The sequence below is a fragment of the Desulfocicer vacuolatum DSM 3385 genome (assembly GCF_900176365.1).
GTDB classification, from domain to species: Bacteria; Desulfobacterota; Desulfobacteria; order Desulfobacterales; family Desulfobacteraceae; genus Desulfocicer; species Desulfocicer vacuolatum.
The window spans coordinates 197542-223559 of the sequence record NZ_FWXY01000006.1; the positions used below are offsets into that span (position 1 = coordinate 197542).

Annotated in this window: 18 protein-coding genes and 1 riboswitch; of the genes, 11 read left to right on the forward strand and 7 right to left on the reverse strand. The window is 47.4% G+C overall.

Annotated elements, in window-relative coordinates:
• Window positions 1–275: 275 nt before the first annotated feature.
• The 8 genes from B9A32_RS07620 (at window position 276) to pyk (ending at window position 12090) form a co-directional block, all read left to right on the forward strand.
• Window positions 276–1784: a sigma-54 interaction domain-containing protein gene (locus B9A32_RS07620; protein WP_084068148.1), complete on the forward strand. Its 1509-nt coding sequence runs from the start codon at window positions 276–278 to the stop codon at window positions 1782–1784.
• On the forward strand, window positions 1781–4303 hold the full coding sequence (locus B9A32_RS07625; protein WP_084068151.1) for a mechanosensitive ion channel family protein: 2523 nt from the start codon (window positions 1781–1783) through the stop codon (window positions 4301–4303). The genes B9A32_RS07620 and B9A32_RS07625 overlap by 4 nt, the downstream gene beginning before the upstream one ends.
• Window positions 4304–4510: 207 nt before the next feature.
• The gene (locus tag B9A32_RS07630) at window positions 4511–5266 is read left to right on the forward strand and encodes a hypothetical protein (RefSeq protein ID WP_084068154.1); all 756 of its coding nucleotides are present in this window, start codon (window positions 4511–4513) and stop codon (window positions 5264–5266) included.
• Window positions 5263–7062 (forward strand): hypothetical protein, encoded by a 1800-nt coding sequence (locus B9A32_RS07635; RefSeq protein WP_084068157.1) that lies wholly within the window; start codon window positions 5263–5265, stop codon window positions 7060–7062. The genes B9A32_RS07630 and B9A32_RS07635 overlap by 4 nt, the downstream gene beginning before the upstream one ends.
• A gap of 419 nt (window positions 7063–7481) precedes the next feature.
• A complete protein-coding gene (locus B9A32_RS07640; protein ID WP_084068160.1) occupies window positions 7482–8630 on the forward strand; it encodes a DUF262 domain-containing protein in 1149 nt (382 codons plus the stop codon).
• Complete coding sequence (locus tag B9A32_RS07645) at window positions 8627–9715, forward strand: AAA family ATPase (protein WP_084068163.1); 1089 nt, start codon at window positions 8627–8629, stop codon at window positions 9713–9715. The genes B9A32_RS07640 and B9A32_RS07645 overlap by 4 nt, the downstream gene beginning before the upstream one ends.
• 14 nt (window positions 9716–9729) lie before the next feature.
• Complete coding sequence (locus tag B9A32_RS07650) at window positions 9730–10569, forward strand: hypothetical protein (RefSeq protein ID WP_212637855.1); 840 nt, start codon at window positions 9730–9732, stop codon at window positions 10567–10569.
• A gap of 105 nt (window positions 10570–10674) precedes the next feature.
• The gene (pyk, locus tag B9A32_RS07655) at window positions 10675–12090 is read left to right on the forward strand and encodes a pyruvate kinase (protein ID WP_084068169.1); all 1416 of its coding nucleotides are present in this window, start codon (window positions 10675–10677) and stop codon (window positions 12088–12090) included.
• Between the two features lie 47 nt (window positions 12091–12137).
• On the opposite strand, the gene B9A32_RS07660 is transcribed toward pyk, so the two are convergent.
• The 4 genes from B9A32_RS07660 to B9A32_RS07675 all read right to left on the reverse strand — a co-directional run bounded on the left by B9A32_RS07660 (window position 12138) and on the right by B9A32_RS07675 (window position 18847).
• Window positions 12138–13190, reverse strand: a complete 1053-nt coding sequence (locus tag B9A32_RS07660; RefSeq protein ID WP_084068171.1) for an HD-GYP domain-containing protein — start codon at window positions 13188–13190, stop codon at window positions 12138–12140.
• 187 nt (window positions 13191–13377) lie between these two features.
• Window positions 13378–16281 carry a hybrid sensor histidine kinase/response regulator gene (locus B9A32_RS07665; protein ID WP_084068174.1) on the reverse strand — a complete coding sequence of 968 codons (2904 nt, stop codon included), beginning with the start codon at window positions 16279–16281 and terminating at the stop codon, window positions 13378–13380.
• A gap of 72 nt (window positions 16282–16353) precedes the next feature.
• The gene (locus tag B9A32_RS07670; protein WP_084068177.1) at window positions 16354–16734 is read right to left on the reverse strand and encodes a response regulator; all 381 of its coding nucleotides are present in this window, start codon (window positions 16732–16734) and stop codon (window positions 16354–16356) included.
• Window positions 16735–16864: 130 nt separating this feature from the next.
• On the reverse strand, window positions 16865–18847 hold the full coding sequence (locus tag B9A32_RS07675; protein WP_084068180.1) for an ATP-binding response regulator: 1983 nt from the start codon (window positions 18845–18847) through the stop codon (window positions 16865–16867).
• Between the two features lie 325 nt (window positions 18848–19172).
• On the opposite strand from B9A32_RS07675, the gene B9A32_RS07680 reads away from it, so the two are divergent.
• Complete coding sequence (locus tag B9A32_RS07680) at window positions 19173–21254, forward strand: NADPH-dependent 2,4-dienoyl-CoA reductase (protein ID WP_084068182.1); 2082 nt, start codon at window positions 19173–19175, stop codon at window positions 21252–21254.
• A 57-nt stretch (window positions 21255–21311) separates the two neighbouring features.
• Here the strand turns inward: B9A32_RS07680 and B9A32_RS21330 are convergent, their stop codons facing one another.
• Window positions 21312–21473, reverse strand: a complete 162-nt coding sequence (locus tag B9A32_RS21330) for a hypothetical protein (RefSeq protein WP_170923752.1) — start codon at window positions 21471–21473, stop codon at window positions 21312–21314.
• A 3-nt stretch (window positions 21474–21476) separates the two neighbouring features.
• Here B9A32_RS21330 and B9A32_RS07685 point away from each other — a divergent pair, with 3 nt between their 5' ends.
• Entirely contained in the window at window positions 21477–22790 is a 1314-nt protein-coding gene (locus B9A32_RS07685; RefSeq protein ID WP_084068233.1) for a glycerate kinase type-2 family protein, read from the forward strand.
• Between the two features lie 309 nt (window positions 22791–23099).
• On the opposite strand, the gene B9A32_RS07690 is transcribed toward B9A32_RS07685, so the two are convergent.
• Together B9A32_RS07690 and B9A32_RS07695 are read right to left on the reverse strand one after the other, a co-directional pair.
• Window positions 23100–23327, reverse strand: coding sequence for a VF530 family protein (locus B9A32_RS07690; protein ID WP_084068185.1), 228 nt, complete (start codon window positions 23325–23327; stop codon window positions 23100–23102).
• The gene (locus B9A32_RS07695) at window positions 23327–23854 is read right to left on the reverse strand and encodes a gamma carbonic anhydrase family protein (protein ID WP_084068188.1); all 528 of its coding nucleotides are present in this window, start codon (window positions 23852–23854) and stop codon (window positions 23327–23329) included. Before B9A32_RS07695 ends, B9A32_RS07690 begins: the two co-directional genes overlap by 1 nt.
• A 120-nt stretch (window positions 23855–23974) precedes the next feature.
• Window positions 23975–24187, forward strand: a riboswitch (cobalamin riboswitch).
• Between the two features lie 164 nt (window positions 24188–24351).
• Here B9A32_RS07695 and B9A32_RS07700 point away from each other — a divergent pair.
• Window positions 24352–25914 (forward strand): DUF2284 domain-containing protein, encoded by a 1563-nt coding sequence (locus tag B9A32_RS07700; protein WP_170923753.1) that lies wholly within the window; start codon window positions 24352–24354, stop codon window positions 25912–25914.
• Window positions 25915–26018: the final 104 nt, after the last annotated feature.

Sequence of the window (26018 nt, forward strand, 5' to 3'; positions counted from 1 at the left end):
GGGGTATCTTATGATTAACGTCCCCATATCTGTGTACGTTTTATGATTAGCAAAGGATATGCCATCTGAATGATATTTGTGTATGGGTTTGATATTATTATGAATAACAAGTTTTGTTTCGTTGTGTTTTTAAAAATGGTATTTTTTTTCTTTAATATCTCCATGAAAATAGGGTATAAAATACCGAAAATCTAAAATATGCTTAATTAATACCGAATTATTTTTATGAAAATCGTTCCAGGCAGACCCATTGCCGGGGATTTCAGGAGAACCACATGTTGCTCAGACTGGCCCTGGCCATTGATGATAAAAAGCTGGAAACAAAAATAGCGGGAAAGCTGGATTTTCTCTCTGATCTTCAAATCAAGCATTTTGGCGCCAGCAACACTGCCTGGCAATCCCTGGTGAGAAGTTGTGCCGATATTTTTCTCATCAGCGATACCATGATCCCCCAACCGGTGGAATCGGGGCTTTCCATATTGAATAATCTTCCGGAAAATCCCATGACCATCATTCTTCATGGCAATGAGTCCTCTGCCGATCATGCCCGTCTCCTGGCAGCAGGGGCAGATTCTGTCATCTATTCAGGAGTTGTTTTTTCCAGACTTGTTGAGGTTATGGAGACTGTTATTGACTCACGCCGGCAGTATAACCTCATGGATCGCTATGATCGCAAGGGGCGGTTGAAGCCTAAACTCAGTGATTTTATATCGGAAAGCCAGCAGATGCAGATTTTCATGGAAGAGGTGCATCAGGTCGTAACAAGCGATACAACTTTGTTGATTCTCGGGGAAACCGGGGTGGGAAAGGAACATCTGGCCAAGGCCATCCATGCCGAAAGTCCCCGTTCCAATGGCCCATTTATTGCCGTGAATACCGCAGCGCTTCCGGAACAACTTTTGGAAAGTGAACTCTTCGGGCATGGGCAGGGGGCTTTTACCGGTGCCATCCGTGCCCGTCGGGGAAGTTTTGAACTGGCCCATGGCGGTACCATTTTTTTGGATGAGATCGGGGATATGCCCCTGCATCTTCAAACCAAGCTCCTCCGGGTTCTCCAGGAGTATGAGATTGTTCCCATTGGCAGCGAGGAACCCACCTGGGTGGATGTAAGGGTCATTGCCGCCACCAACAAAGATCTTGAACAGGAGATTGAGCAGGGACGGTTTCGGCGGGATCTGTTTTACCGCATCAGCGTTATTTCTTTGACCATTCCACCCCTCAGCAGCAGAAAAGAAGATATTCCTGCCCTGATTCGAACGTTTATTTCCCATTATCGGAAACGCATCGGGCGGGATGTGCTGGGGATTTCAGATGATGCGGTCATGGTGATGACCCGGTATGCCTGGCCTGGAAATGTCAGGGAGTTGATGAATGTCATTGAAAGGGCCATGCTTCTGTGCCGGGGCAATATCATTACCCTGAAAAATTTACCAGAAGGAATTTTAACGGGGGGAGATCACGAAAATGAAAACAATATTTCCACCTCTGGATCCGGCAGGGCTTCCGGGGACTCTTATCCTCTGGATACCGGGCAAAATTTGCAGGATGTTTCCCTTTGTAATCAGGCAAACATTATGTTTAATGTCAGCGAGTGGGAGGGAAAAACCCTTCCCCAAGTGAGGCAGGAGGTAGTAAAAGAGGTTGAAAAAATTTTCATTGAACAGGTGCTTTTAAAGGCAAAAGGGCGGGTGGGCAAAGCTGCCACCATGGCAGGGATTCATCCCAGAGGATTGTACAGCAAAATGAAGCAGCTGGGTATAGAAAAGGAGCGCTTTAAAAAATGAAAAAAACAATATTGTTCTGGGCATTCTGTTTTATCTGCCTGACATCATTGTCCTTTGCCCAACCCCCTGCGGGAGCCCCATCTGTGGAGGATAAACCCATCCTGGTGCAGTTTGACCAAGCCGTTGAGGCTGCCAAAGATACCCTGGGCACCCTGGAAGAAGATTTTTTGGTGGAAAAGAAAATATTTGAAGAACTCATGGCACAGCAGCAGGTTTACCGGACCCAGATTAATTCTCTTCGAAATTTTCTCATTGTTCCTGATATCAGCACCTCGGTCATTGGAAAGGGGCTGGAAGAGGTGGACATAACCACCACCCTGGTTCAATCAAAACTTGAAAAATCCCGGGAGCGAGAGGAAAAAATTCATCAAAACCTTTCAGGGGTCCATGACAAAATCATCCTCATTGATGAGAGGATCAAAGAAGCAGAATCCATGCCCGGGGAAATTGCGGACGGAGACAGCACTGACAGAGCGGCGGATATCAAAAAATTTAAAACCTACCGGGTGCTTCTGGAAAAACAGAAAAAAGTATTGCACACCATCCTGGATGTTGTAACCTTGGAGATAGAATCGGAAAATGACCTGCTCATGGCCCTTAAAGAACTTCGGGTGACCTTGAAAAAGGAGCTGAAAGACAGAAAAGGCGGCCGACTGCTCCAGCGCAATGAAATTAAGATAAAAACCTTTTTTCCCACCACCGTGGTAAAGGAGATGATGCTTTGCTTCTCAACGGTGAAGCAGCTGTTTAGCAGGGAACAATTGTCCTTGAGATGGAATCAGCTCCAGGAACAGACGAACTTGAAAAGTATCGTTATTCTGGGGGTTTTCCTTCTGATCTGCTTTTTTTTCAGGAAAAGCCTGAAGCTGATGAGACATAAGCAGGGGTATGCTGAGATTATTTCCCGGCGAACAGGTTACCCTATCATTGTATTTGAGGATGCCCTTTTTTATATATTCTGGATATGCCTCACCGTCACATTGTCCAAAAGCATTTTTTATGTGGTTTTTCCAGATATTATTAATTTTTTTAAGACCCTGTTAATCGTTGCTTTGTGTACAAAGATTGCTACAGATTCCATGCGCCTCATCGTCAATGAAAAGGGACATGAGCTTTTCAAGGCCCTGTTTAAATGGAAAAATGCCTTTGTCATGGGGGTGAGATTTTATACTCTTGTGTATTTGTTGTTTTATCGTTTCCTCTCCCTGGAAAGTTCACTTCTGGTGCTCATCAGGATAGGCTCAGAAATTATTCTTGTGATGGGGGTGTTTCTGTTCTGGAGGGATTTTGCAAAGGCCGGGCCCCCTTCCTCCTCCCTGGGTATTAAATTGCTTAACATCTGGTCAAAGGCAGTGGTGGTGGCCGGTCTTTTTACGGAGATTGCAGGGTATGGGTACTTTTCTGCCTGGTGGTATATTTCCTGGGGAATTTCCATTGTGATCTTGTGTGTGTGCGTGTTGCTGTTTTATTCCATGAAGGACATTGACCGCAAATTTAAAGACAAATTTGAGTCAGATTCCCGGCAATCCCATGGGGTGTTTTCCCCCCTTTACTGGCTTTTTTCCAATAGCATTTATTGTTTTATTGTTGCCTTTGCTGTCATAGGATTTTCCTTTTCCTGGGGCATCAGCGATCTGTTCTTTCCTTTTTTGTGGGAGAACTTTAACCGGCAATATGCCATGGGTAATTTTCAATTGAGTCTTGCAGGGTGTGCTTATTTTCTGCTGGTGATTCTTGCCACCTATTTTTTTATTCGCCTGTGGAAGCGATTGATGACAGCCCATGTATTAAAAGAGAGCGGGATGTCCACCGGGGCAAAGGAATCGGTTATATCTATTTCCATTTATATCATATGGGGGGGCGGCATTCTCATAGGTTTGAATGTTTTTGGTCTTGACACCACCTCCCTCACCGTTGCCTTTGGGGCGTTGAGCATCGGACTTGGTTTTGGCTTGCAGAATATTTTCAGTAATTTCATCAGCGGCTTGATTTTGTTGTTTGAGCGTCCCATCCAGGTGGGGGATGTGGTGGAAGTGGCAGATATCTGGGGGGAAGTTAAAAAGATTAATGTGCGATCCACCCTGGTGCAGACCTATACCAATTCTTCATTGATTATTCCCAATTCAGAATTCATCAGTGCCAAGGTGGTGAACTGGAGCCATCAAGATCCTTACATCAGAAGGGATCTTCTGGTGGGGGTGGCCTATGGATCTGACACTGGACTTGTGAAAGAGTTGTTGCTGAAGGCTGCTGATTCGGTGAAGCACGTTTATTCTTATCCCCGGAAGCCCATGGTGCTGTTTTTCAATTTCGGGGAGAGCTCCCTGGATTTTAAATTGCGGTTCTGGTCCGGCATTGATGATTTTGTCACCGCTGAAAGTGATTTGCGTTTTGAAATTGACAAACTTTTCAGGGAACATGATGTGGTGATTCCCTTTCCCCAGAGAGACCTTCATATTATGGATGTTTCGCCAAAGGCTCAGATCTCTTGTTCCCGGACGGATAGTTTGGGCGATTAGCATGCGGATCTGTTGCTGCCGCTTCAATTATTGTTTCAGTTATCGGCATGACTGGCTGTAACCGGTGAATAAATTTCATGTGGATATCAAATACATGAATACTTATTTGATTTCAATGGGGATTTAGGGCACTATGAGTTGATTGCAGGTATGAAAATATACAAATAGCTGAGGAATAGAAAATATAAAAACCTGGACGGTTGACATATGCAAGCCACAAAGATCGACGACCAAAAGGCAAATCTATTAAAGCTGCTCAAAACGGCAGGTGTCAAAGGCCTTAACAAGAGCGGGCTTAAAATAAATGGGTCAAAATTAAAAAAACAGGCCCTTAACGAGCTTGAAAATGAGAGTAAAATCGTTAATCTCGAAGGCCGGGGCAGGTACCTGTATGTGCTAAAGGAATTTGACAATCCCCTGGAACGGGCCTGTCAAAAGGTGGAGAAAATTCTCACTTCCCAGGGAAACAAACTATTGAGCAAAGGACAGCTGACAGCTCAGTTCAATAAAGGCTTACCGGGAAAAGTGAAAAAAGAGCTGGAACGGGCCATTGATTGGCTGATCAAAAACCGTCAATTGATGAAACTTAAGCACGGCAATGCCATTTTTCACCTCCATGTACCGACAATAATCAGTTCCTTTCCCTCCACAGACCAGCATTTGACATCACTGTTTAAAACCCCAAAAACAGATATGGATAGACAAAAGGTACTCAGTGCATACATGGAAATCACATCCCGGACAGGCTATTCCAATATTGAAATTTATCGGTTGCAACAGGCGCTGGGCGTGGAGATGGAGATTCTTGAGCCTTTTTTGTTAAATGAAAGTAAAAAGGGCTCTGCGGTGCTCAGTTTTGGGGATTGGTCTTTGTCTTCGAAAGAGATTCGCTCCTGTTCCATCGACATCGACGGCACCCCCCACCTGCTTGTTCGTTTTAAATTACAGGAGGAGATCCTGTGAACCACATTGCCATAATTAATCCCTTTGAAAATGACATTGTTTCCGAACCGCGTCAGGTTGAAGAACAGGCGGTTTCGGGTTTGAATGAAAAAAATCTGGATCGTCTGCTTTCCAGGTTTAAGCTTCTTCAAGAAGGAGAGATCCCGCGAAAATCCAAACTGCCCCATGCCCAGTTTGTGATCTCTCCCCAGGCGGGCTATGGTAAATCACACCTGATAGGACGATTATTCCGGATTATTTCCGGGAAGGCAACGCTGGTTTATGTCAGGCCCTTTGAAAATGCGTCCACCTGCTGGAAATCCATTCTTCTTAAAACGGTTCAGGAATTGAATTTCCCCGATGATGTGAACTATGAATGCACCAGTGAAGAGAAACCTTCCCAGCTTGAAGTGTTTGCCCATGGTGTGATGGTCTCTCTGATCACCGAAGCTGTTAAAGCCGGGCATATTTTCCCCAAAAATAAAAACTTTACAAACATTCTTCAAAACTTGACCATTAAAGATCTGAAAAAAAGCCATGGGTTTCTTAAAAAGATGTTTTGTCTCATTCCAAAGCTGGCTGATCAGGTAAATCAAAAGGGAATCCGGTTGTATGCCTCTCCTGTGAGCTGGCTCTACGTTTTGTTTACATCTGTTTATATCAATAATGTCAAGCTGCGGGATGCCTGCGAGGCATGGCTTTTGGGCAGCAGTCTGGATCGGGATATGGCCCTGGACATCGGTATTAGGAACCGGGATGTTCCCGGTTTTGATATGGGAAACAGAGAAGCCGGCGAAATCTGTAAACACAGAATCCTTGACTTTTGTAAGCTGGCCGGTTTTTTCAGGCCCTTTATTTTTTCCTTTGACCAGACAGAAAACTACGGAAAGGATAGAACCCTTGCCAAGGCCCTGGGATCAGTTATTCAGGTTCTTGTGGATGAAAGCTGTAACCAGATGACCGTGATAACGGCAAATCATACCCCGTGGAACCATCGCATCAAAGAGCATTGGGAAGAGGCTTTTTTAAATCGCCTGAGCCTGCCCATGGAACTTGAGGGGCTTACCCGGCCCCAGGGCATGGAATTGATTGAATTCAGGAGCTGTTCCTTTAACAGAAAGGCCCATGATCGGCTGATCGGCAATCAACATTGGCTGGAAGAACTTTTTAAAGTCCGGGCTGAGGTGGGGGTGCGTTATTTCCTTCAGAAATGCAGTCGGCAATGGGACATTGTAATGGGGGAAAACAGTCCCTCCCGGAATATTGACACATATTATCTGAACAGTGTGGAAATCGTGTCAACCCGTTCTAAAAATATCCTTTTTGATCCAAATACATTTTATTGGCTTGTCCATGAAGTGGCCCGTGTTAACCCGGATGTTTCCATTGAAAAACTGGGACACGATAACGCGTATTTTTCTCTTTTCTGGACAATGGAGGGCCGGAAAATTTACTTTGGCCTGGAAAGCGGCTCTCACTGGAAGCGGTGGCAGGCCGTACAAAGGCAATCGGAAATCATACAACAAAACAACAAAGATGCCAAAACCGTTTTTTTCAGGACGCCGGAGCTCAAGGAGATTCCCGGAAAAGGCTGGCAAACAGCTCCGGAATTTTTAAAGGCAGAACAGAGCCATCTTCACATCATTCGTCTTGACAGACAGCAGGCGGCAAAAATATACGGCGCTTATTACCTTTATTTAAAGGCGGCTGAAGGCAATCTTCCGCTGACGACCCAGGAGGTCGTAGCATTTGTTTATGAAAAATTGATGTGGTTGTGGAAGATGGTCACAAGCCCCATCCCTTGTGATCATGCATAATAAATAAAATGCATTACTCATTTGATTTCAATACACAATTAAGGCAGTATGGGCCAGTTGCTGTGATAGATGTTGAACCTAAACTGTTGAAAAAAAATTTGAACTGGGGAAATGTAAATTTTTGCAAAATGGAATTAGCTTTGTAAACAAATAACTGCCACGGGCAGCCTGTATTCTGATCTGATTCTGCCCACAACGAAGTATGAAAAAGTGTTGGAGGTATCTTAAAATCCCACCTCCTGGCGGACATGGCAGACATAACGGACATAGAAAGTGATATTATGCCGTCTCCGAGAGGTAAATGGGGCTGGCCTGGAACAGTAGACTGCCCAGTTGGCGAATTTCATTGCCCCTCAAGGACGCTGCTGAGGGTAATTGAATCATATAAAAAAGAACCATACTGAGATCAAGGATAGTCAATGATCGACAACAACGACAATACAGATCTGTACCGGGAAGTTTCTGTTGAAGAAGAGGACGAAGGATCTGGTTCTGAATTAATGAGAGAACCTTTTAACCCTTCTTTGATAAATATTAAAAGAGAGTTTCCTACAATTTCAAATTTGGTTGATATGCTGAAACAATCCCCTTCGGAAATCGATTTAAATACAGAATTCCAAAGAAGTGGAAATTTATGGTCTCCGGTTCAGCAAAGTCAATTGATTGAATCCATTTTGGTGAAATTTCCATTACCTTCATTTTATTTTGATGCCGGTGATGAAAATGAGAACAAATGGCTGGTGGTGGATGGTTTGCAACGGTTGAATTGTTTTCAAGAATTTATCGTGGATGAAAATCTTCCTTTGACCGGACTTGAATTTTTGCAAAAACTTGAGGGTAAGCACTATTCTGATCTTGATAGACCGCTGCGACGAATTATCGATCAAACCCAGGTTACAGCATATATCATTAATCCGGGTACACCCAAAAATGTAAAATACAATATTTTTAAACGCATAAATACCGGTGGAATGGTGCTCAAATCACAGGAAATAAGACACGCCCTTTATCAGGGCGTTCCGTCAACCTTCATCAATGATCTTGCAACACTTAAAGAATTCAAAGAAGCTACAGATAAAAAAATAAGTTCCCAAAGAATGCTTGATAGAGAATTTGTAAATCGGTTTGTTGCGTTTTTTATTACCCCTCCCAAGGATTATGTCCCGGATCTGGATTCATTTTTGAATGAATCCATGGAAAAAATTTCTGTCAAAACGGAAGATGAACGGAATTTTATCAAAGAATTATTTCGAAAATCCATGGCAGCATCAACACAAATTTTTGGAAAATGGAATTTTAGAAAAGCGGATTTATATCCTGACAGAAGAAAACCGATCAACAAGTCAATTTTTGAAATTTGGGCTGTTGCATTGGCCAGGTTGTCAGATAATGAGAGACAATTGTTAATTGAAAAAAGGGATATGGTACTCAATAAATTTGCACAATTATGTAAAACTGATCAAGGTTTCATTTCATCTGTTTCCCAGACAACCGGTGACAAAGGCCGAGTCATAAATCGTTTTTTTAAAGTTCAACAACTTATCAAAGAGATAATAGATGCTAAATGATTGACAACATTCGTGTCCACAATTTTAAATCCCTTAAGAATATTGACCTGCCTTTGAAGAGGCTGAATATTTTTGCTGGCCTGAACGGCATGGGCAAAAGTTCTTTAATTCAAGTGTTGCTGCTGCTGAGGCAAAGTCAGCTGATTCGCACAGAAAAATTAGCGCTCACGGGGGCGCTTGTGAATATCGGCAAAGGCTCCGATGCTTTGTATCAATTTGCCGAGGATGAAGTGCTGGCCTTTTCTCTTCAATGGAATGAAGAGCAGTTGGCAACCTATGAATTTGAATGGATGCCGGAAAGCAATTATTTGGATCGTATCTCATCGTCTAAGTCTGAAACAGATATATCCCCATATATTGAAAATCTTCAATACATATCAGCGGATCGTCTCGGACCATCCATTATGTACGATATGTCTCAAAACTCCGTGAAGCAGGGCCTTCTTGGCGCTTTGGGAGAATATACCTCCCATTTTCTTTCAGTAAACGGGCATCGATTAAAAATAGAGCCTCGACGCTTACATCCTTCAATACCATCTTCATTTCTTGTAAACCAGGTCAATGCCTGGCTTGGAGAGTTATCACCCGGGGTTAAAATTAACGTAACTGAAGTTCCCGGTGCTGATAAAATGCTATTAACATACGAATTTGAGCTCCAAAAAGGAAGAACTCAGCCATTTAAACCAACCAATGTTGGATTCGGCATCACATGTGCGCTTTCCATTGTGGTGGCATTGCTGATTGCCGAAAAAGATCAACTGATTATTATAGAAAATCCCGAAGCCCATATTCATCCACAAGGACAGGCTAAACTTGGTAAACTCATGGCTCTTGCAGCATCCTCCGGTGCCCAGATTATAGTTGAAACCCACAGCGACCATGTTATCAATGGTATTCGAGTCGCAGTTAAAGAAGGAATTATTCCTCCCTCAGAAACTCAATGCCCATGGTTTCATAAAGTGACAACGGAAACAGAGCAATATACAGATATCATCAATATTTTAATCGATAAAAACGGAGAATTGAGTGAATATCCGGAAGGCTTTTTGGAAGAGTGGAACAATCAATTGCTGAGGCTGATATGAACGTTAAGGGCAAAATGAAGGATCTTGTATTTAACGAGCTAACCGAGTTTCCCTTGGCCGCCGATTTCCGTGAAGCCTATCAACGTGTCACGCAGTTCCTGCAAACTTATAAGGCAAGACCCGTCATTTTTGACAAAAGAATACGACTTGAAAATCATATTGGAGAACTGCAATTGACGGATTCCATCTCGTTACAAGATTTTTGCAAAAATCCCAAAGGACGTACCGTTGGTGCCCTGCTTTTAGGGCTTGGACGACATCCGTTTATTGATCCCAATACTCCGGAAGAAGATCTCTATCTTGAGAAAAGCTATAAATTGAATCATCATGGAGATAAGAAAGAGGCCATCGGATTGGCTTCAGCATACTTAAATGATACTGTTTGCATCGGATTTGAATCAGAAAGTTTTTGGAAACAGATTGAGCATGGATTAGAAATTTCAGATAATGGTCTGGGCTCGAATTTTGAGACAGTTTTATCTGTATCAAATTCCCATCATTTTAAACTACAGGTTTTCCAAGAATGGATAGAGTTTCATCAACCCGTTTACCTGATTAAAACTACCCTTGAAATAAACGAAAAACGGATATCATTACGCCATGATCATGGGAAAGATGTCTTACTGAAATTTTCAAATCGTTTAACAAAATCCCCTTATATTACGGAGATTGTCAATTCTCTCCCCTTTAATCCAAAGTGTCGGAATTTTATTAAATCAACAGATGCCAACGGTTTGATAGAAATTGTGTTACCCCATACCGATCAGGGGTTGGGGCTTATCGTTCAAACCACCGGTAGAAATATCCGAGAAACTGAAAAAATTGCTGAAATCTTAGAGAAACAATTCAGTTAACGTTCCATTTGTCATTAAGTATTTACCCTTGCCTGAACCCCATGAGCTCTCCGATGGGGAAAACCATCGGTTTTGTCGGGATTATTTTGTTAAAGAGGAGACAAAATGCCAAGAAAAACAAAAATAGTTGCCACCATATCAGACCTTCATTGTCAGCACGATTTTTTAACAGCCCTTCACCGGGCAGGCATGGATGTGGTGAGGCTTAACACGGCCCACATGACCCATGATTCTGCCATGAAAGTCATCACAGCTGTGCGGGGAATATCCAATAAAATTGCGATCCTTCTGGATACCAAAGGTCCTGAAATACGAACCTGTGTGGCGGATCAGCCCCTGAAGGTGAGTTACGAGGACAGGGTGCGCATCATGGGGGATCCCCTGGGACAATGTGCAGGGGATATCATCTGTGTCTCCCATAAGGATTTTGTCCGGGATATCCCGGTGGGAAGCTCGGTGCTCATTGATGATGGCGATGTGGCTTTAACCGTCACGGACAAAGATGATGTTTTCCTCCATTGCTCCGTGGAAAACGACGGGGTGATCCAGGGAAAAAAAAGTGTGAATATCCCGTCGGTGCACGTGAAATTACCGGCCCTGAGCCGGAAGGACAAAGACTTTATCCGTTTTGCTGCAGAGCAGAATCTCGATTTCATTGCCCACTCCTTTGTGCGCAACAAGGAGGATGTCCTGGCCGTGCAGAAAATCCTTGATGAAAAACAAAGTCGCATAAAGATCATTGCCAAGATTGAAAACCGGGAAGGGGTGGATAATCTTGATGAAATACTGGATGTGGCCTATGGGGTGATGATTGCCCGGGGGGATCTGGCAGTGGAAATTCCTGCGGAAAAAATTCCTTTGATCCAGAAGAAAATGATTAAGACCTGCATTAACCGCCATCGTCCGGTGATTGTAGCCACCCAAATGCTCCACTCCATGATTCATTCCCCCCGCCCCACCCGGGCCGAGGTGTCTGATGTGGCCAATGCCTGCCTGGATCATGCCGACGCCCTGATGCTGTCCGGGGAGACAGCCAATGGGCGGTATCCCCTGGAGGCAGTACAGACCATGGCCCGCATTGCCGAAGAGGTTGAAGCCGATAGGGTGTCATTTTTGGATACGCCCTATCTTCTGGAAAATAAAGTCACAGCTTATCTTGCCAAATCAGCGGTTAAGGCTTCCATGCGTTTAAACACCCGGGCCATTGTGGCAGATTCCATCTCCGGCCAGACCATTTTGGCCATTGCCGCCTACCGGGGGGATAACCCCATTTATGCCCAGATCTATGATGAACAGATCATGCGGGTCATGGGCCTTTCTTTTGGGGTGTTCCCCGATTTTATTGAGCGTCAGGATTTTAATACAGACCCCATCCGGAAGACCATCCGGCGGCTGGTGGATGAGGGAAAATTTGAGCCGGGGGATTTAATTACTGTCCTGGCCGGTCATTTCGGGTGTGAGCATGGGGCCTCTTATATTGAAATCAGTACTGCCGGAAGCATGGTGCCCCGGGTGTGCTGAATAGGTTTTGGGTTCTGGGTTTCAGGTTATGGGGCGGGCCGGGCGGATCAAAGAATTTCATCCTGGTGGGCCTCAACAATTTTCATGATTTCCGGCTGGAGGGAGATAAATAGATCCACAAGTTCCGGGTCAAAAAAGGTGCCTTTGCCCCGTTTGACCTCTTCCAGGGCCTTGTCCACGGGCCAGGGTTCTTTGTAGGGCCGCCGGGAGATCAGGGCATCAAACACATCACAGATGCAGGTGATACGTCCAGCCAGGGGAATTTCCTCGCCCTTGAGATGCTGGTGATATCCTGTGCCGTCCCATTTTTCATGGTGGGTCATGGCAATGATACGGGCCACTTCCAGCAGCTGGGAGGAGCCCCCGGAAAGCAGCTGTTCGCCAATGCGGGTGTGACCTTTCATGGATTTCCACTCATCTCCGTCCAGCTTACCGGGTTTGAGCAGAATATTATCGGAAATGCCTATTTTCCCCACATCATGCATGGTGGATGCAAGGTCCAGGCGTTCATATTCTTCCCGGGACAACCCCAGGGCCTTGCCCATGATCCGGCAGTATTTACTCATGCGGTTTATGTGGGCACCGGTATCTTGATCCCGATACTCTGCAGCCTTTCCCAGACGGCTGATCACCTCTATCTGGGCCTTTCTCAGCTCCATGGTGCGTTCTCTGACCATCTCTTCCAATATGGTATTTTGATTTTTAAGGGCCTCCTGGGCAAGCTTCAGGGTGAGATGGGTTTTCACCCGGGCCTTGACTTCTGTGACATCAAAGGGTTTGGTGATGTAATCCACGGCACCAAATTCAAACCCCTTGGTTTTATGGCTCAGATCATCCATGGCAGTGATGAAGATGATGGGGATATCCCGGGTGTCGGGCATTGCTTTGAGCCGTCGGCACACCTCAAGCCCGTCGGTGCCGGGCATGACAATGTCCAGAAGGATGAGGTCCGGTTGTTTTTCCCGGGCAAACCGGATGGCATCTTCACCATTAAGGGTCACCCCCAGTTTATAGATTTCTTTAAGTGCCTGGACAAGTACGGTGACGTTGGCCCGGGTGTCATCCACCACGAGAATGGTACAGTCATTAATGGTTTTCATGGATTAAGTCCTTAATTTCAAAAAAATGCCGAAATCGGTTGCCTTTTCTTTTTACTTTACACTTTCGCAGGGGGAACCCCCATTTTTCGGTGATCGTTTTTAAAAAGTGTAACGTACTTTTAACGGTATATGAAGGATGCCTGGAGTTGCATGGGATCTGTTGTCCATCATGCCCGTTATCTCTATTTCATGGGTAAGTCAAGGTACCCATGAGCGATTCCAGTACGGTGCGGGCATCATCAAATTGGTAATTTTGAATATGCTTTGCCAGGAGATTCATTTTTTCTTTTTCCACAGCGGGCACCAGCGGCTCAATTTCTTTGAATAGGGTCTCGGACGCAATGGGGTCAAAACTCTCCAGGCTTTCCAGCAATGCTTCCATTTGGGGTAAAACGGTGTGTGGGGCATTACTTGTCCTTGCTTGTTCCCGGGAGGGGCCCCGGGTGGTGTCGTCATCCTGTGAAATTTGAGTCATAAATTGCCGGGCCGCATCATACACCTGCAAAAAAGCTTCCTTTGCCCGGGGAAGCAGTTGTTTTATTTTATCTTCTTTTTTGTCCCAGCATGCCTGTTCCAGATCCCTTGCCGCCCCAAACAGACGGGGGGCGGAAATATTGCCGGAAGCCCCTTTAATGGAATGGGCCAGGGTGGCGGCCCCCTGGAAATCATTGTTTTTAAGATAATTTTTCATTGTGATGTAAAAGGCGGCATGTTCTTCACAGAAATCCCACAGTATATCGGCAAAAATCCGGGGGTCTCCCCCCAGACGATCAATGCCTTCCCGGAGGTTCAGGGGGGACAATGTTTCCATTGCAGGTATGTCTGTTTTTTCCCGGGTCGTTTCCGGGGGAATCACAGGGGCAATGCCATGGCGGTATCCCAACTGTTTTTTGAGAACCGCCAGCAGATCTTTTTTATTAAACGGTTTGAGAATATAATCATTGATACCTGCTGCCAGGCATGCTTTCCATTTTATGGATTTGGCATGGGCACTCATGGCAATGATGGGCAGATCATGGCTGGAAAATTTCTGCCGGATGACCTGGGAAGCTTCAATGCCGTCCAATAAGGGCATTTGTATGTCAATGAGCAGGGCATCATAGGTTGTGCTCTGAACTTTTTCAACCGCTTCCATGCCGTTTTGGGCCGTATCCACCTCAACCCCTGCCAGGCGAAGCATTTCTGCCCCGATTTTTAAATTGATGATGTTGTCCTCCACAATAAGTACCCGGGTATTTAAAAACCGTTCCCCGGGCGGGGCAGTTGTGGTGCCTGCATCAAGGGCCTTTGTGGGAAACCCAAGGCCCTGTTTGACGGTCTCCAGGAGCAAGGCTTGTTTCAGGGGTTTGGTCAAGGAGCTTTTTATGCCAAGATCCATGGCACGCCGGAGCTCTTTTTCCCGGCCCGTGTTGATGAGGGCAATGAAAAGTGACCGTGGTGAAAATTGTGTTAATTTTGCCAGGCCGTGGGCAGGCTCAAGCGCGTCCAGTGCCATGTCCATGAGGATCAATTCAAAGGGGGGGCCTGACTCTTTTGGTGTCAGCATGGCAAGGGCCTCATCCCCGGACATTGCCACAGATACTTTAAATCCCCAGGCGTGGAGCAGTCGCTTAAGTACCTGTTGACTGCTGCTGTTGCCAGCCACAACAAGGGCATTGTACCGGGCAAAGGCTTTAGGAACCGTCAGTGACGGTTCCCGGGACGGGGACGGGCATTTAAAGGGCGCTTTAAAATAAAAGGCACTTCCCTTGCCCGGGGTGCTTTCCACCCAGATGGAGCCGTTCATCATGGTGACGATCTGCCGGGAGATGGCAAGCCCCAGTCCAGTGCCGCCGGATTCCTGCTTTTCCGGATCATTTACCTGGGTAAAAGAGTCAAACAGGTTTTCCTGGTGTTCCGGTGCAATGCCGATACCGGTGTCTGTGACATGGAATTCCAGGTCTGCATGGGAGCCGTTGTTTTGGCGTGGGGTCACCCCAATGATGATTTCCCCTTTTTCCGTAAATTTCAGTGCATTGGATGTCAGGTTGATGAGCACCTGGCGAAGGCGCATGGGATCGGAGATCACTGTGTCAGGAACGTCCGGGTGGATATCCAGCACCAGTTCCAGTCTTTTTTTGGACACCAGTTCCAGAAAAAGGTCTGACACATCTTCAATCACCTCCCGTATGGTAAAAGGGGTTTCCATGAAGGCCAGCTTTCCGGCCTCGATTTTAGAAAAATCAAGGATATCATTGATGAGCCCCAAAAGGGATATGGCAGCGCTTTTGATGATGCCGAGATATTCGCTCTGCCGGGGGGATAGTTCATCTGTCATGATCAGGTCGCAGGTGCCAAGGATGCCGTTCATGGGATTTCGGATTTCATGGCTGATCACGGCCAGGAACTCGCTTTTGGCTCTGTTGGCTTTTTCCGCCTCCTTTCTGGCGGTTTCCACCGCTTCAATGGCAAGGGATAACTCTTTTGAATTTTTGTCCTGGATTTCTTTGGCAAGTTTTAATGCCCGGGCATTTTTTTCCAGTTTATTCCGGGTTCTGATGAGCTCTTCTTCGGCTTCCATCTCCTTGGTGACCGGGGTCAGGCACCCCGAAGAGATGTGGATGCGGTCTGTGTCAAAGGATTTTACCGTGGCTTGATCCTTGAGCCACACAATGGATCCATCCGGGAGTTTTACTTTGTAAACCGCTTCGGTTTTTCCCGTTTTTTTCCCTTCTTCACGCAGGCCTTTTCGCCAATGGGGCAGTTCTGAGGAATCAATTGTCTGGGTGTTGATCTGGCCTTTGTCGGTTTCCCGGTAGTTGTAAACCCGTCGTTCAACAATGCTGTTTCTAAAAGTTTCTGCCATTGCGTCCGGGGAACATTGCATGAGGGTGCAAAAATCTTGTCCGGCAAATTCATACCACATGGTATTTTCCTGTTCCTGCCAGGCAGACAGATAGGGAATCACAGGAATTGGGGTCTGTTCAAAGCCTTGTATCCTTAAAATGGTGTCTGAAATATAGGTTTTTAGAGCCCGGCTGTGGTTTCCCTTCAGTATTTTTCCATGGTATTCCCCTGGGACTGCAGTGCCGTCATGAAGGTGTTGTTCCATTAGCTGTCTGTCTCTCTTGGTAAAATGATTGAAGTCATGGGATATGGGGTGATTTTATGAATGGGGTTTGAATCAGGCCGGTGTAATGTGATGGCGAATTTTTTGTTTTATTTCAGCGGCCACAAAAGGCTTGGTGATGTAATCTGCCCCGCCGCATTCAATGCATTTTCTTCTGTGGATCTCATTGTCCATGGCGGTGATAAAAATAATGGGGATCCCACGGGTTTCAGGGTTTGCTTTTAATGTCCGGCACACCTGGAATCCGTCCATTTCCGGCATGATAATATCCAGCAAAATCAGCTGGGGATGGTGGGTGGTAGCAAAACGGACGGCATCTTTTCCATTAAGGGCCACCCCCAGCTTGTACTGCCCTTTCAGGGTGTGAACCAGCACATCAACATTTGTTTTTGTGTCGTCAACTATGAGGATGGTGGCATTGTTACTGTTTTTCATCTCTGTTCTCCGTTGTCTTCCCTGGTGTTCCGGGTGTATCTGTTCCAAATGGGTTGCCGGATGGTTTTTCAAAGGTGCTTATGTCATCGGTGTTCGCTGGCAATTCATGGTGCAAGCCGGTCTGGGGATTTTATCCGGTGGGGGCCCTCAACAGTTGTCTCACGGCTGCCACAAGTTCTCCGGCAGCATGGGGTTGGGGCAGGATGACATTGAAACCGTGGTGTTTGTATTGCTGCATGAGAGCATCATCGGTGTATATGCTTGAGGCAATGCACGGCAGGTCCGGATGCATTGTTTTCAGCTGTTTCAGTATGGTGAGTCCGGGGATTTTATTTTCATCGGCCATGAGATTTACAATCACCAGGCTGAAGGGAAGATTGTCTGTCATGGCATTTTTGCAGGTTTTGACGGCATCTGTTTCGGTTTTGACACAGGTCACCTGGAATCCCTCACGTTCAAGGATTTGGCAGGTGATGGGCTGCACTGTTTCATCGTCATCCACCATGAGTATTCTATCCGTCGCCGGACCCGGAAATCGGGAGGACTTTGTAATGGCAGTGGTTCTGGATGCGGGAATGTATATGTTCATGGTGGTGCCTGCCTCCCCGGGGGAGGTTGCTGTAATAACACCGCCATGCCGGGTGATGACAGCTTGGCTCATGGTAAGTCCAAGCCCTTTGCCCTGTGAGGTTTTCCGGGGTTTTGTGGTAAAATAAGGTTGAAAAATGCGGTGGAGGTGCTCTGTTTTAATTCCCCGGCCATTGTCCCGTATGGTTATCTTTGTGTAATCTCCGGGGCTTAAAGCTGTGTTGGACATGAACTCTATTTTTTTAACAGATAAATTTTGTACAACGACTTCAATGAATCCGTTTGTACCCAGGGATTCTTTTGCATTTAAAAGTACATTGGTCATGGCCCGGGTCATGGGCCCGGGGTCCACCCGGCAGGGCCACAGATCCGTGGGAATGTCCAGTTTGAGGTCTATCCCGGTGCTGTCAAACACCCCATGGGTGGCTGCGGTTATCACCTCTGACAGCAGGACTTTTTCCATTGTGGGGGAATGCCGGTCGGACAGGGTCGCCAATTGCCGGGTCAGTTGCGATGCCCTTTGGGCGATTTCCAGTGCCCCGGTGAGAAAATCTTGCTGTTCAGAGGGTGTTGTACAGGCCATACCGGACAGTTCAATGTAGCCGGTTATACCGGTGATAAAGGTGTTCAGATCCCGGGCAATCCCCTGGCTGAAGGTCTGCATGGTCTGACGTTCCCTGGATTCCATCCGGTGGGCCTGGAGAAATTTTTTTTCCGAGATATCCAGGGAGACGCCGTCAACATATTGAATGCCTTTTTTTGTGTAGGGCAGCCCTGACTTTTCATGGAGCCAGATGAATTCGCCGTTCCGGCACTCAAAACAGTATTCAATGTCCAGGGCAATGCGGTTTCGGTAAAGATTTTTATAAGCATCTTTCACACTTTGCACATGGTCGGGATGGACCCTTGTCAACCATTGTCTTTTGCCTGTTTTCAAAAGATGTTCCATGGCAAACCCTGTGATGCTCTCCACAGCAGGGCTGATATAGGTGATGTTGCCCCCGGAATTAACGGTCCACACGGCACAGGGAATGTTTTTAAGCAATGCCCGGCAGATGTTTTGATCCCCGGAAGGACCGGTATCCGGCCCATTGTATGTTTTTGTGGCGGATGCATTGTCGGCCATGGATTCTTCATGGTCGTCAAGGAGAAGATCCCGGCCGTCAAGGATGGTGTCAATGGTTTTAAGCAGCATGGCCGGATCAGCCGGTTTGGTGATAAAGGCCTTTGCCCCCACTTTTCCGGCAAGCTTTCTGGCTGTGGATTCGGTGTGGGTGGATGAATAGAATATAAAGGGAATGTGTTTGAGGTTTTCATCGAGTTTGCAGAGACGACAAAATTGAAATCCATCCATTTCAGGCATGAGAATATCGGAAATAATAAGATCCACAGGTTTTACCCGGAGCAGGTCCATGGCATCTTTGCCACTCAATGCAGCGGTGGTATTATACCCGTTGCGGGACAACAGGACCTCAAGTACCTTCAGATTAACCTTCATGTCATCAACAATGAGGATATTTTGCATTTTTGCTCCATGGACCGGTTAACTGTGAAGCCCGGATGTGATTTTACACCGTGTAGCTGCTTTGAATTCCCAGGGATTTGTCTGGAAAACAGATTAAAACTCTAACAAAAAGGGGGTGTTAAAGTCAACTTATTTTGATTGAATTCAATCTCTTAATAATGTATAAAAAAATAACATCCCTTGATTGATTTGCATGGGTATTGTTTAATTGCAGGAGGATTGATCCTTAGCTCTCCCATGGCCCCATACGCTGTGACAGTCATAAACTTAAGTTTTTCCCCTGATGTTGAATCGGCACTAAATCTTATTTATGGAGATTAAAGACATGGAACATGCACTGTTTCCCCATCTGTTCAAGCCCCTTGATCTGGGATTTACAACATTGAAAAATAGAGCCGTCATGGGCTCCATGCACACGGGACTTGAAGAGATTCCCGGTGGGTTTGAGCGTATGGCTGCTTATTTTGGTCAGCGGGCAAAGGGCGGGGTGGGGCTTATCATCACCGGTGGCATTGCCCCTAACAGGGAAGGGTGTGTGGCAGATCACGGGGCCATGCTCACCAATGAATCCGAAATGATACATCATGGTATGATCACCCGGGCCGTGCATGACAATGGCGGCAAAATCGCCATGCAGATTCTTCACACCGGCCGCTATGCCTTTCATGAACATCTGGTGGCCCCTTCGGCTGTCATGGCCCCCATTAATTTTTTCACCCCCAGGGAATTGAATGAAGAAGAGATTGAAAAACAGATCCAGGATTTTGTTCATTGTGCAGGCCTGGCCAGGCAGGCCGGATATGACGGTGTGGAAATCATGGGTTCCGAAGGCTATCTCATCAATCAATTTGTTTCAAAGGTCACCAATCTGCGCAACGACCGATGGGGGGGCAGCTATGAGAATCGCATCCGTTTTGCCCTGGAAATTGTAAGCCGGGTGCGGCAGCAGGTGGGGAAAAAATTTATCATTATTTACCGCCTGTCCATGCTGGATCTCATGCCGGGGGGCAGCACTCTGGATGAGGTTATTTTACTGGCCCGGGAGATGGAAAAAGCCGGTGCCACCATTATCTCCACGGGCATTGGCTGGCACGAGGCCCGGATTCCCACCATTGCTGGCATGGTTCCCCGGGCCGCCTTTGCCTGGGTGACAGAAAAATTAAAGGGGGCAGTGTCGTTGCCCCTGGTGACCAGTAACCGCATCAATACACCGGAAATCGCAGAAAAAGTGCTGGCAGAGGGCCAGGCCGATGTGGTGTCCATGGCCCGTCCTTTTCTGGCTGACCCCGATTTCATGGAAAAAGCCCGGCAGAACAGGCCCCGGGATATCAATGTGTGCATCGGTTGCAATCAGGCCTGCCTGGATCATATTTTCCAGGGCAAGGTGTGTTCCTGCCTGGTTAATCCCCGGGCCTGCCATGAAACAGAACTGCTGATTGAGCCCGCTGCTGCGATGAAAAATATTGCCGTGGTGGGGGCTGGACCGGCAGGCCTTTCCTTTGCCTTGCATGCGGCCCGGCGGGGCCATCAGATTACCTTGTTTGACCGGCAACCGGACATTGGCGGGCTGCTCAATCTGGCGGTGATGATTCCGGGTAAAGAGGAGTTTCATGAAACCCTGGCATATTTTCGAAGACAGTTGGAAAAACTGGGTGTTTGTCTGGTTCTGGGGAGAAAAGTCACATTGGAGGACATTCTTTCCCATGCTCCCGGGGAAGGGGACAATGATCAGAGAAAATTTGATGAAATTGTCATTGCCACGGGTGTGGTGCCAAGACAAGCGGTATTTCCGGGAAGTGATGATCCCCGGGTGGTTTCCTACATACAGGCCATTCAAAATAGTGACACATTGGGGGCCCGGGTGGCCATCATCGGTGCCGGTGGCATTGGATTTGATGTGGCCACATTGTTGACTCACCGGGGAAAATCCACCAGCCTGGATGGGGATGCCTTTTTAAAGGAGTGGGGGGTGGATCGAACTTATCGTTTTCCCGGGGGGCTTTTCCCGGTTGACCCAGGAAGAGTTCAATCATGTGGGGAGACCGGTTCTTCCAGAACTGTTTATCTGCTCCAGAGAAAGGAGACAAAGCCCGGGGCCGGGCTGGGGAAGACCACCGGATGGATTCACCGGTCCGTACTAAAACAACGGGGGGTGGAGATGATGGCCGGGGTTGTTTATGAAAAATTTGATGACCGGGGGCTGCACATTGTCCATGATGGAAATAAAAAAGTGCTGGCAGTGGATCATGTGGTGATCTGTGCCGGTCAGGAGTCCCGGGTGGAACTGGCACATGCGCTTGAAGAGATGTCCATTTCCTGCCACATCATCGGTGGTGCCCACAAAGCCGGGGAGCTGGATGCCAAAGCTGCCATTTCCCAGGGCGCTTTTCTGGCCGCAGAGATTTAACTGATGGATGCCCATTTTCAGGTGTAATTTTTGACAGTGGCCCCTCATTGTGGTGGTTCAGGAGGCCGATGTGATCATGGCTCCCGGGGACAGGGTTAAAGTTATCACCGCCGGTGACGGTACCACCCGGGTGTCAAAATAAGCAATCCGGGTATCAATGTCTGCAAAACCGGGTTTCAGGCAGCACAGAAAGGAGCCGCAATGATGAAAAGATTTCAAACAATGAAAAAAACAGCCGCCAATATTTTTAAGGCAGGCATTTTGGCGGTTGACCCTGAAGTCTGCGTTGGAAAGAATCTGGTTCTGGTCAATAATGTGCTGCGCATCAAAGACAGTTCCTTTTACCTGGATGAAATCCGGCGCATTTATCTCATCGGTGCAGGAAAAGCCTCGGCTGCCATGGTCCGGGCCGGGGAAAAGATCCTGGGGGATCACATCCACGACGGTGTGGTGATCACCAAATATGATCATGGGGTGCCCCTGACCAAATGCCGTTTAATGGAGGCCGGTCACCCGCTGCCCGACAAAAACGGCTGCAGGGCCACAGATGAACTTTTATCCCTGGTGTCCAGTGCCGGTCCCCGGGATCTGATTGTGTGCATGATTTCCGGTGGTGGCTCGGCGCTTACCCCGGCTCCGGCCAAGGGAATCAGCCTGACGGATAAGCAGGAAACCACCCGTCTTTTGTTGTCCTGCGGAGCCACCATCCATGAAATCAACACCATCCGCAAACATCTGTCCCGCATAAAAGGGGGGCAATTGTGTGAAAAGGCCGGGGGGGCCCGTGTAGTCTCCCTGATTTTGTCCGATGTCATTGGGGATGATCTGGGTATCATAGCCTCGGGCATGACAACCCCGGATACCAGTACCTTTGATGAGTGCCGGGATATATTGCAGTGTTACAATCTATTGGAAAGGGTTCCGTTGTCTGTTCGCAGTTACATTGAAGCCGGAATTTCGGGGAAAATTTTAGAGACCCCGAAACCGGGTGATTCCCTGTTTGAAAGGATTGATAACTATATTGTCGGCAATATTTCACATGCTTTAAATGCCGCAGAAGAGCAGGCAATAAAGGCAGGGTATCATCCCATGGTGCTCTCCTCCATGATCCAGGGGGAGGCGGGGGAAGTTGCAAAGGTGCTTTGTGCCGTGGCAGCTGAAGTGAAACTTGCCAACCGGCCTGTTGTAAAACCTGCCTGTCTCCTGTCCGGGGGGGAAACCACGGTGGTGGTCAGGGGCAGGGGAACAGGGGGGCGAAATATGGAACTGGCCCTTTCCGCCGCCATGGTCATGAAGGATATGGAAAATGTGGTGATGCTGTCCGCAGGAACGGACGGTACCGACGGCCCCACAAATGCCGCAGGGGCCTTTGCCCATGCCTCCACCCTTGGCCGTGCCCGGGCACTTGGGATGTCTGCTGCAAAATTTCTGGCAGAAAATAATTCCCATGGGTTTTTCCGGGAACTGGGGGATCTTTTCATCACCGGTCCCACCCGGACCAATGTCATGGATATGCAGATTATTCTCATTGAATAACTGACATGGGCGGGTCATTTGCTGATCTTGCAGCCGCCCGCAACAACGGTTGAAAATAAATAATTCCGGAATTCTTAACGCCACAGCGACATTTTTGTAACTGCCCCGGGCAGACCGTATTCTGATTCGGTTCCCCCTACAACAAAGCTTGAAATACACCCCCTGTTTGCGGGGTATTTCTTATAGATCGACCCTGTTTTGATGTGAGTAACAACCCATGAGCATCAATATTTATGTCTGAATTATACTTAAGTTGGCAAAGTGCCGCTGCAGTGTTAAATAATGGGTGACTTGGTGTGAAAATGGTTGTCATCCTACCCACTTTTTTAAGCCGATGTACAAGGTTTCCACTTTTTTCCTTGCCCAGGGGGTTTTTCTCAAAAATTTAAGGCTGGACTTCACAGAGGGGTCGTGGTTGAAACACCGGATATCAATGCGGTGCCCCAGCTCATTCCAGCCATAGTGTTCCACCAGGCTGTTTACAATCTGTTCCAGAGAAATGCCGTGTAAGGGGTTGTTGGGTTGCGATTTATCCATTATCCGATTTTTTCAAATTTATCAGAGGAATAATCCACGGCCCGCTGGGCATAGTTTTCCGCCGGCATTTGAAGCACTTCAAGTACGGATTCATCCATCTGGGTTTTTACCTTGCCGGGGACCCCTGTCACCAGTGAGAATGGTGGTATAACTGTTTTTTCCAGCACCACGGAGCCTGCCGCCACAATGGAACCCCGACCGATGACGGCGTGGTTCATCACCACGGCTCCCATGCCGATGAGACAGTCATCTTCAATGCGGCATCCATGGATCACACAATTGTGGCCGATGGTCACGCCTTTGCCGATGATAAGGGGTACATCGTAATCGGCATGGCACATGGTGAGATCCTGGATATTGGAATTTTCGCCTACAATAATAGAATCACAATCCCCCCGAAGAACACAGTTGAACCACACCGATGCGTTTGCCGCCAGGGTCACATCTCCAATCAGGGTGGCACCGGGGGCCACATAGGCAGTGGAATCCAATTGGGGGCTTTTTTCATTAAAACGGTAGATTGACATATTTTTTCTCCTTAAATGTTGAGGGATGGTTGCCAAGGGTTTGGTGTCTTTATTAACATGTCATCCCTTTAAAAGGCAAATGATACCCGGTAACAGGATTTGCACTGTTTCTCTTTGGTTGACAAAGGTCGCTGTTGTGGTATTGTTTTTTCATATTACTGAGATCGCTGTCCCCAGGGAACCCGGTGCAATTCCGGGACGGACCCGCCGCTGTAAGTGAGGACGAACGCTGCATAAATGTCACTGTGCTGTTAAGGATCGAAACTGCATGGGAAGGCGCGGCAAGTAGGAAGAATCACAAGTCAGAATATCTGTTGGACCAGTGTAAATAAAAGGCTTTCGGAGAGACGGTAAATCCCCGGGTCGATGAATCATCGGCGTGGGGATTTTTGCATGCCGAGCTTATACGGAGGCCCTATGAGCGGGTATCACACCTGTTTGTTTTTTCAAATAGTTCCTTTAAACATGGGCGTACCATCCATTGGGAGGTACTTCCTGTGACATGTCTTGATTTTCAAAACTCAGATCCCACCCATAAAAATTTCCAGTACCTGGAAGATCTGGCCACGGCATACTGGTATTCTGAAGTCCTTTTTGCCTCCCTGGAGCTGAATCTGTTTGAGCACCTGGACAAGGAAGGTGTCACTATTGACGGGCTTTCCCATGTTGCGGACTGTCATGGGGATGCCCTGTTTCGTCTTTTAAGAGCCCTGGAAAAAATGGCCCTGGTGGCCCGGTATGGAGATGTCTGGTTCAACACTTCATTGGCCTCTTTCTGTCTGGTTCCCGGAAAAGAGACCTATATGGGGGATTTTTTTCTTTATCGACGGTACATGCAGCCCAACTGGTCCCGTCTTGCTTGCCGGGTCTCCCGGAAAGAGCGCTTGTCCCGGGATTGTGACGATTCTGCGGCACTGGAAAAAATTTCAAACAAAGATTACAGGGCAAGAAATCTTCGCTATGTCACCGCCATGGATACCCTGGTAAAGGAAAAGGCCCGGAACATTGCACAGATATTAAAATCTGAGCCCCTTAAAGGGCCCTTTCTGGATGTTGGCGGAGGTGCCGGCAGCATGCTTCGGGCGCTGCTGCCATTGATACCGCAATGCAATGCCGTGTTATTTGAACTTCCCGAGGTCATTGAGGCGGCCCATGAGCTCTATCCCGAAACATCCGATTGGAATTGCATTGAAACAATGGAGGGGGATTTCAGGAGTCATTCATTTGATGAGAAATTCGGGGTGGTGATGTTGAGTAATTTTCTCCATGCCTATGGCCCGCAAGAAGCCCGGGAACTCCTTGAAAAGGCCATCTCTCTCCTGTCCGATCACGGCGTTATACTGATCCATGACTATTTTCCGGACAGGGCAGGAAAAAATCCTGAAAAAGGGGCACTCTATGATTTAACTATGATGCTCAACACTTATAATGGGTGTTGCCATGAGGCCCGGGATATTGCACGCTGGCTTAAATCCGGCGGGATGACACCGTGTGAGATCATTGACCTTGATACGGATACCTCCCTCATGGTGGCAGGTGGCAGCGGCAAGGCCGGAGATCCCCTCAAGGCATGGATAAACATTGCCCGAAACCATGGATTTGAGCGTGCCGTGGGCATATCCCCTGACACCGTGGTGACAGCCCCGTGGGTGCGCAAAAAATGTCAATGGGGGTGTGACGGGTTTGGGAAAAATCTGCAATGTCCACCCCGGGGCATGTCCCATAAAGAGACCCGGGAGATGATAGACAGTTATGAAACCCTGATTCTTCTGGAGGGAACTCCTCCGGGAAAGGCGTTTCATGAAAAATTGCTGGCCCTGGAAAAAACAGCATTTATGGCAGGATTTCACAAAGCCTTTGTTTTCGGGGCAGGCCCCTGCACCTTATGCCCCCGATGTAGCGATGACGACACCTGTCGTCACCATGATCTGGCCCGTCCTGCCATGGAAGCCTCGGGCATAGATGTCTATGAAACCGCAGCCCGGGCCGGGGTGCGGTTAAAACCTGTGCAGAAAAAAATGGATTATGTCAAATACATGGGGCTTTTGCTTCTAAAATAAGGCCTGTCCGTGGCAGTTTATATGAAATACTCCGAAAATTTAAGGCGTATTTCAAGCTTTGTTGTGGGCAGATCCGGATCAGAATGAGGTCCGCCCGTGGCGGT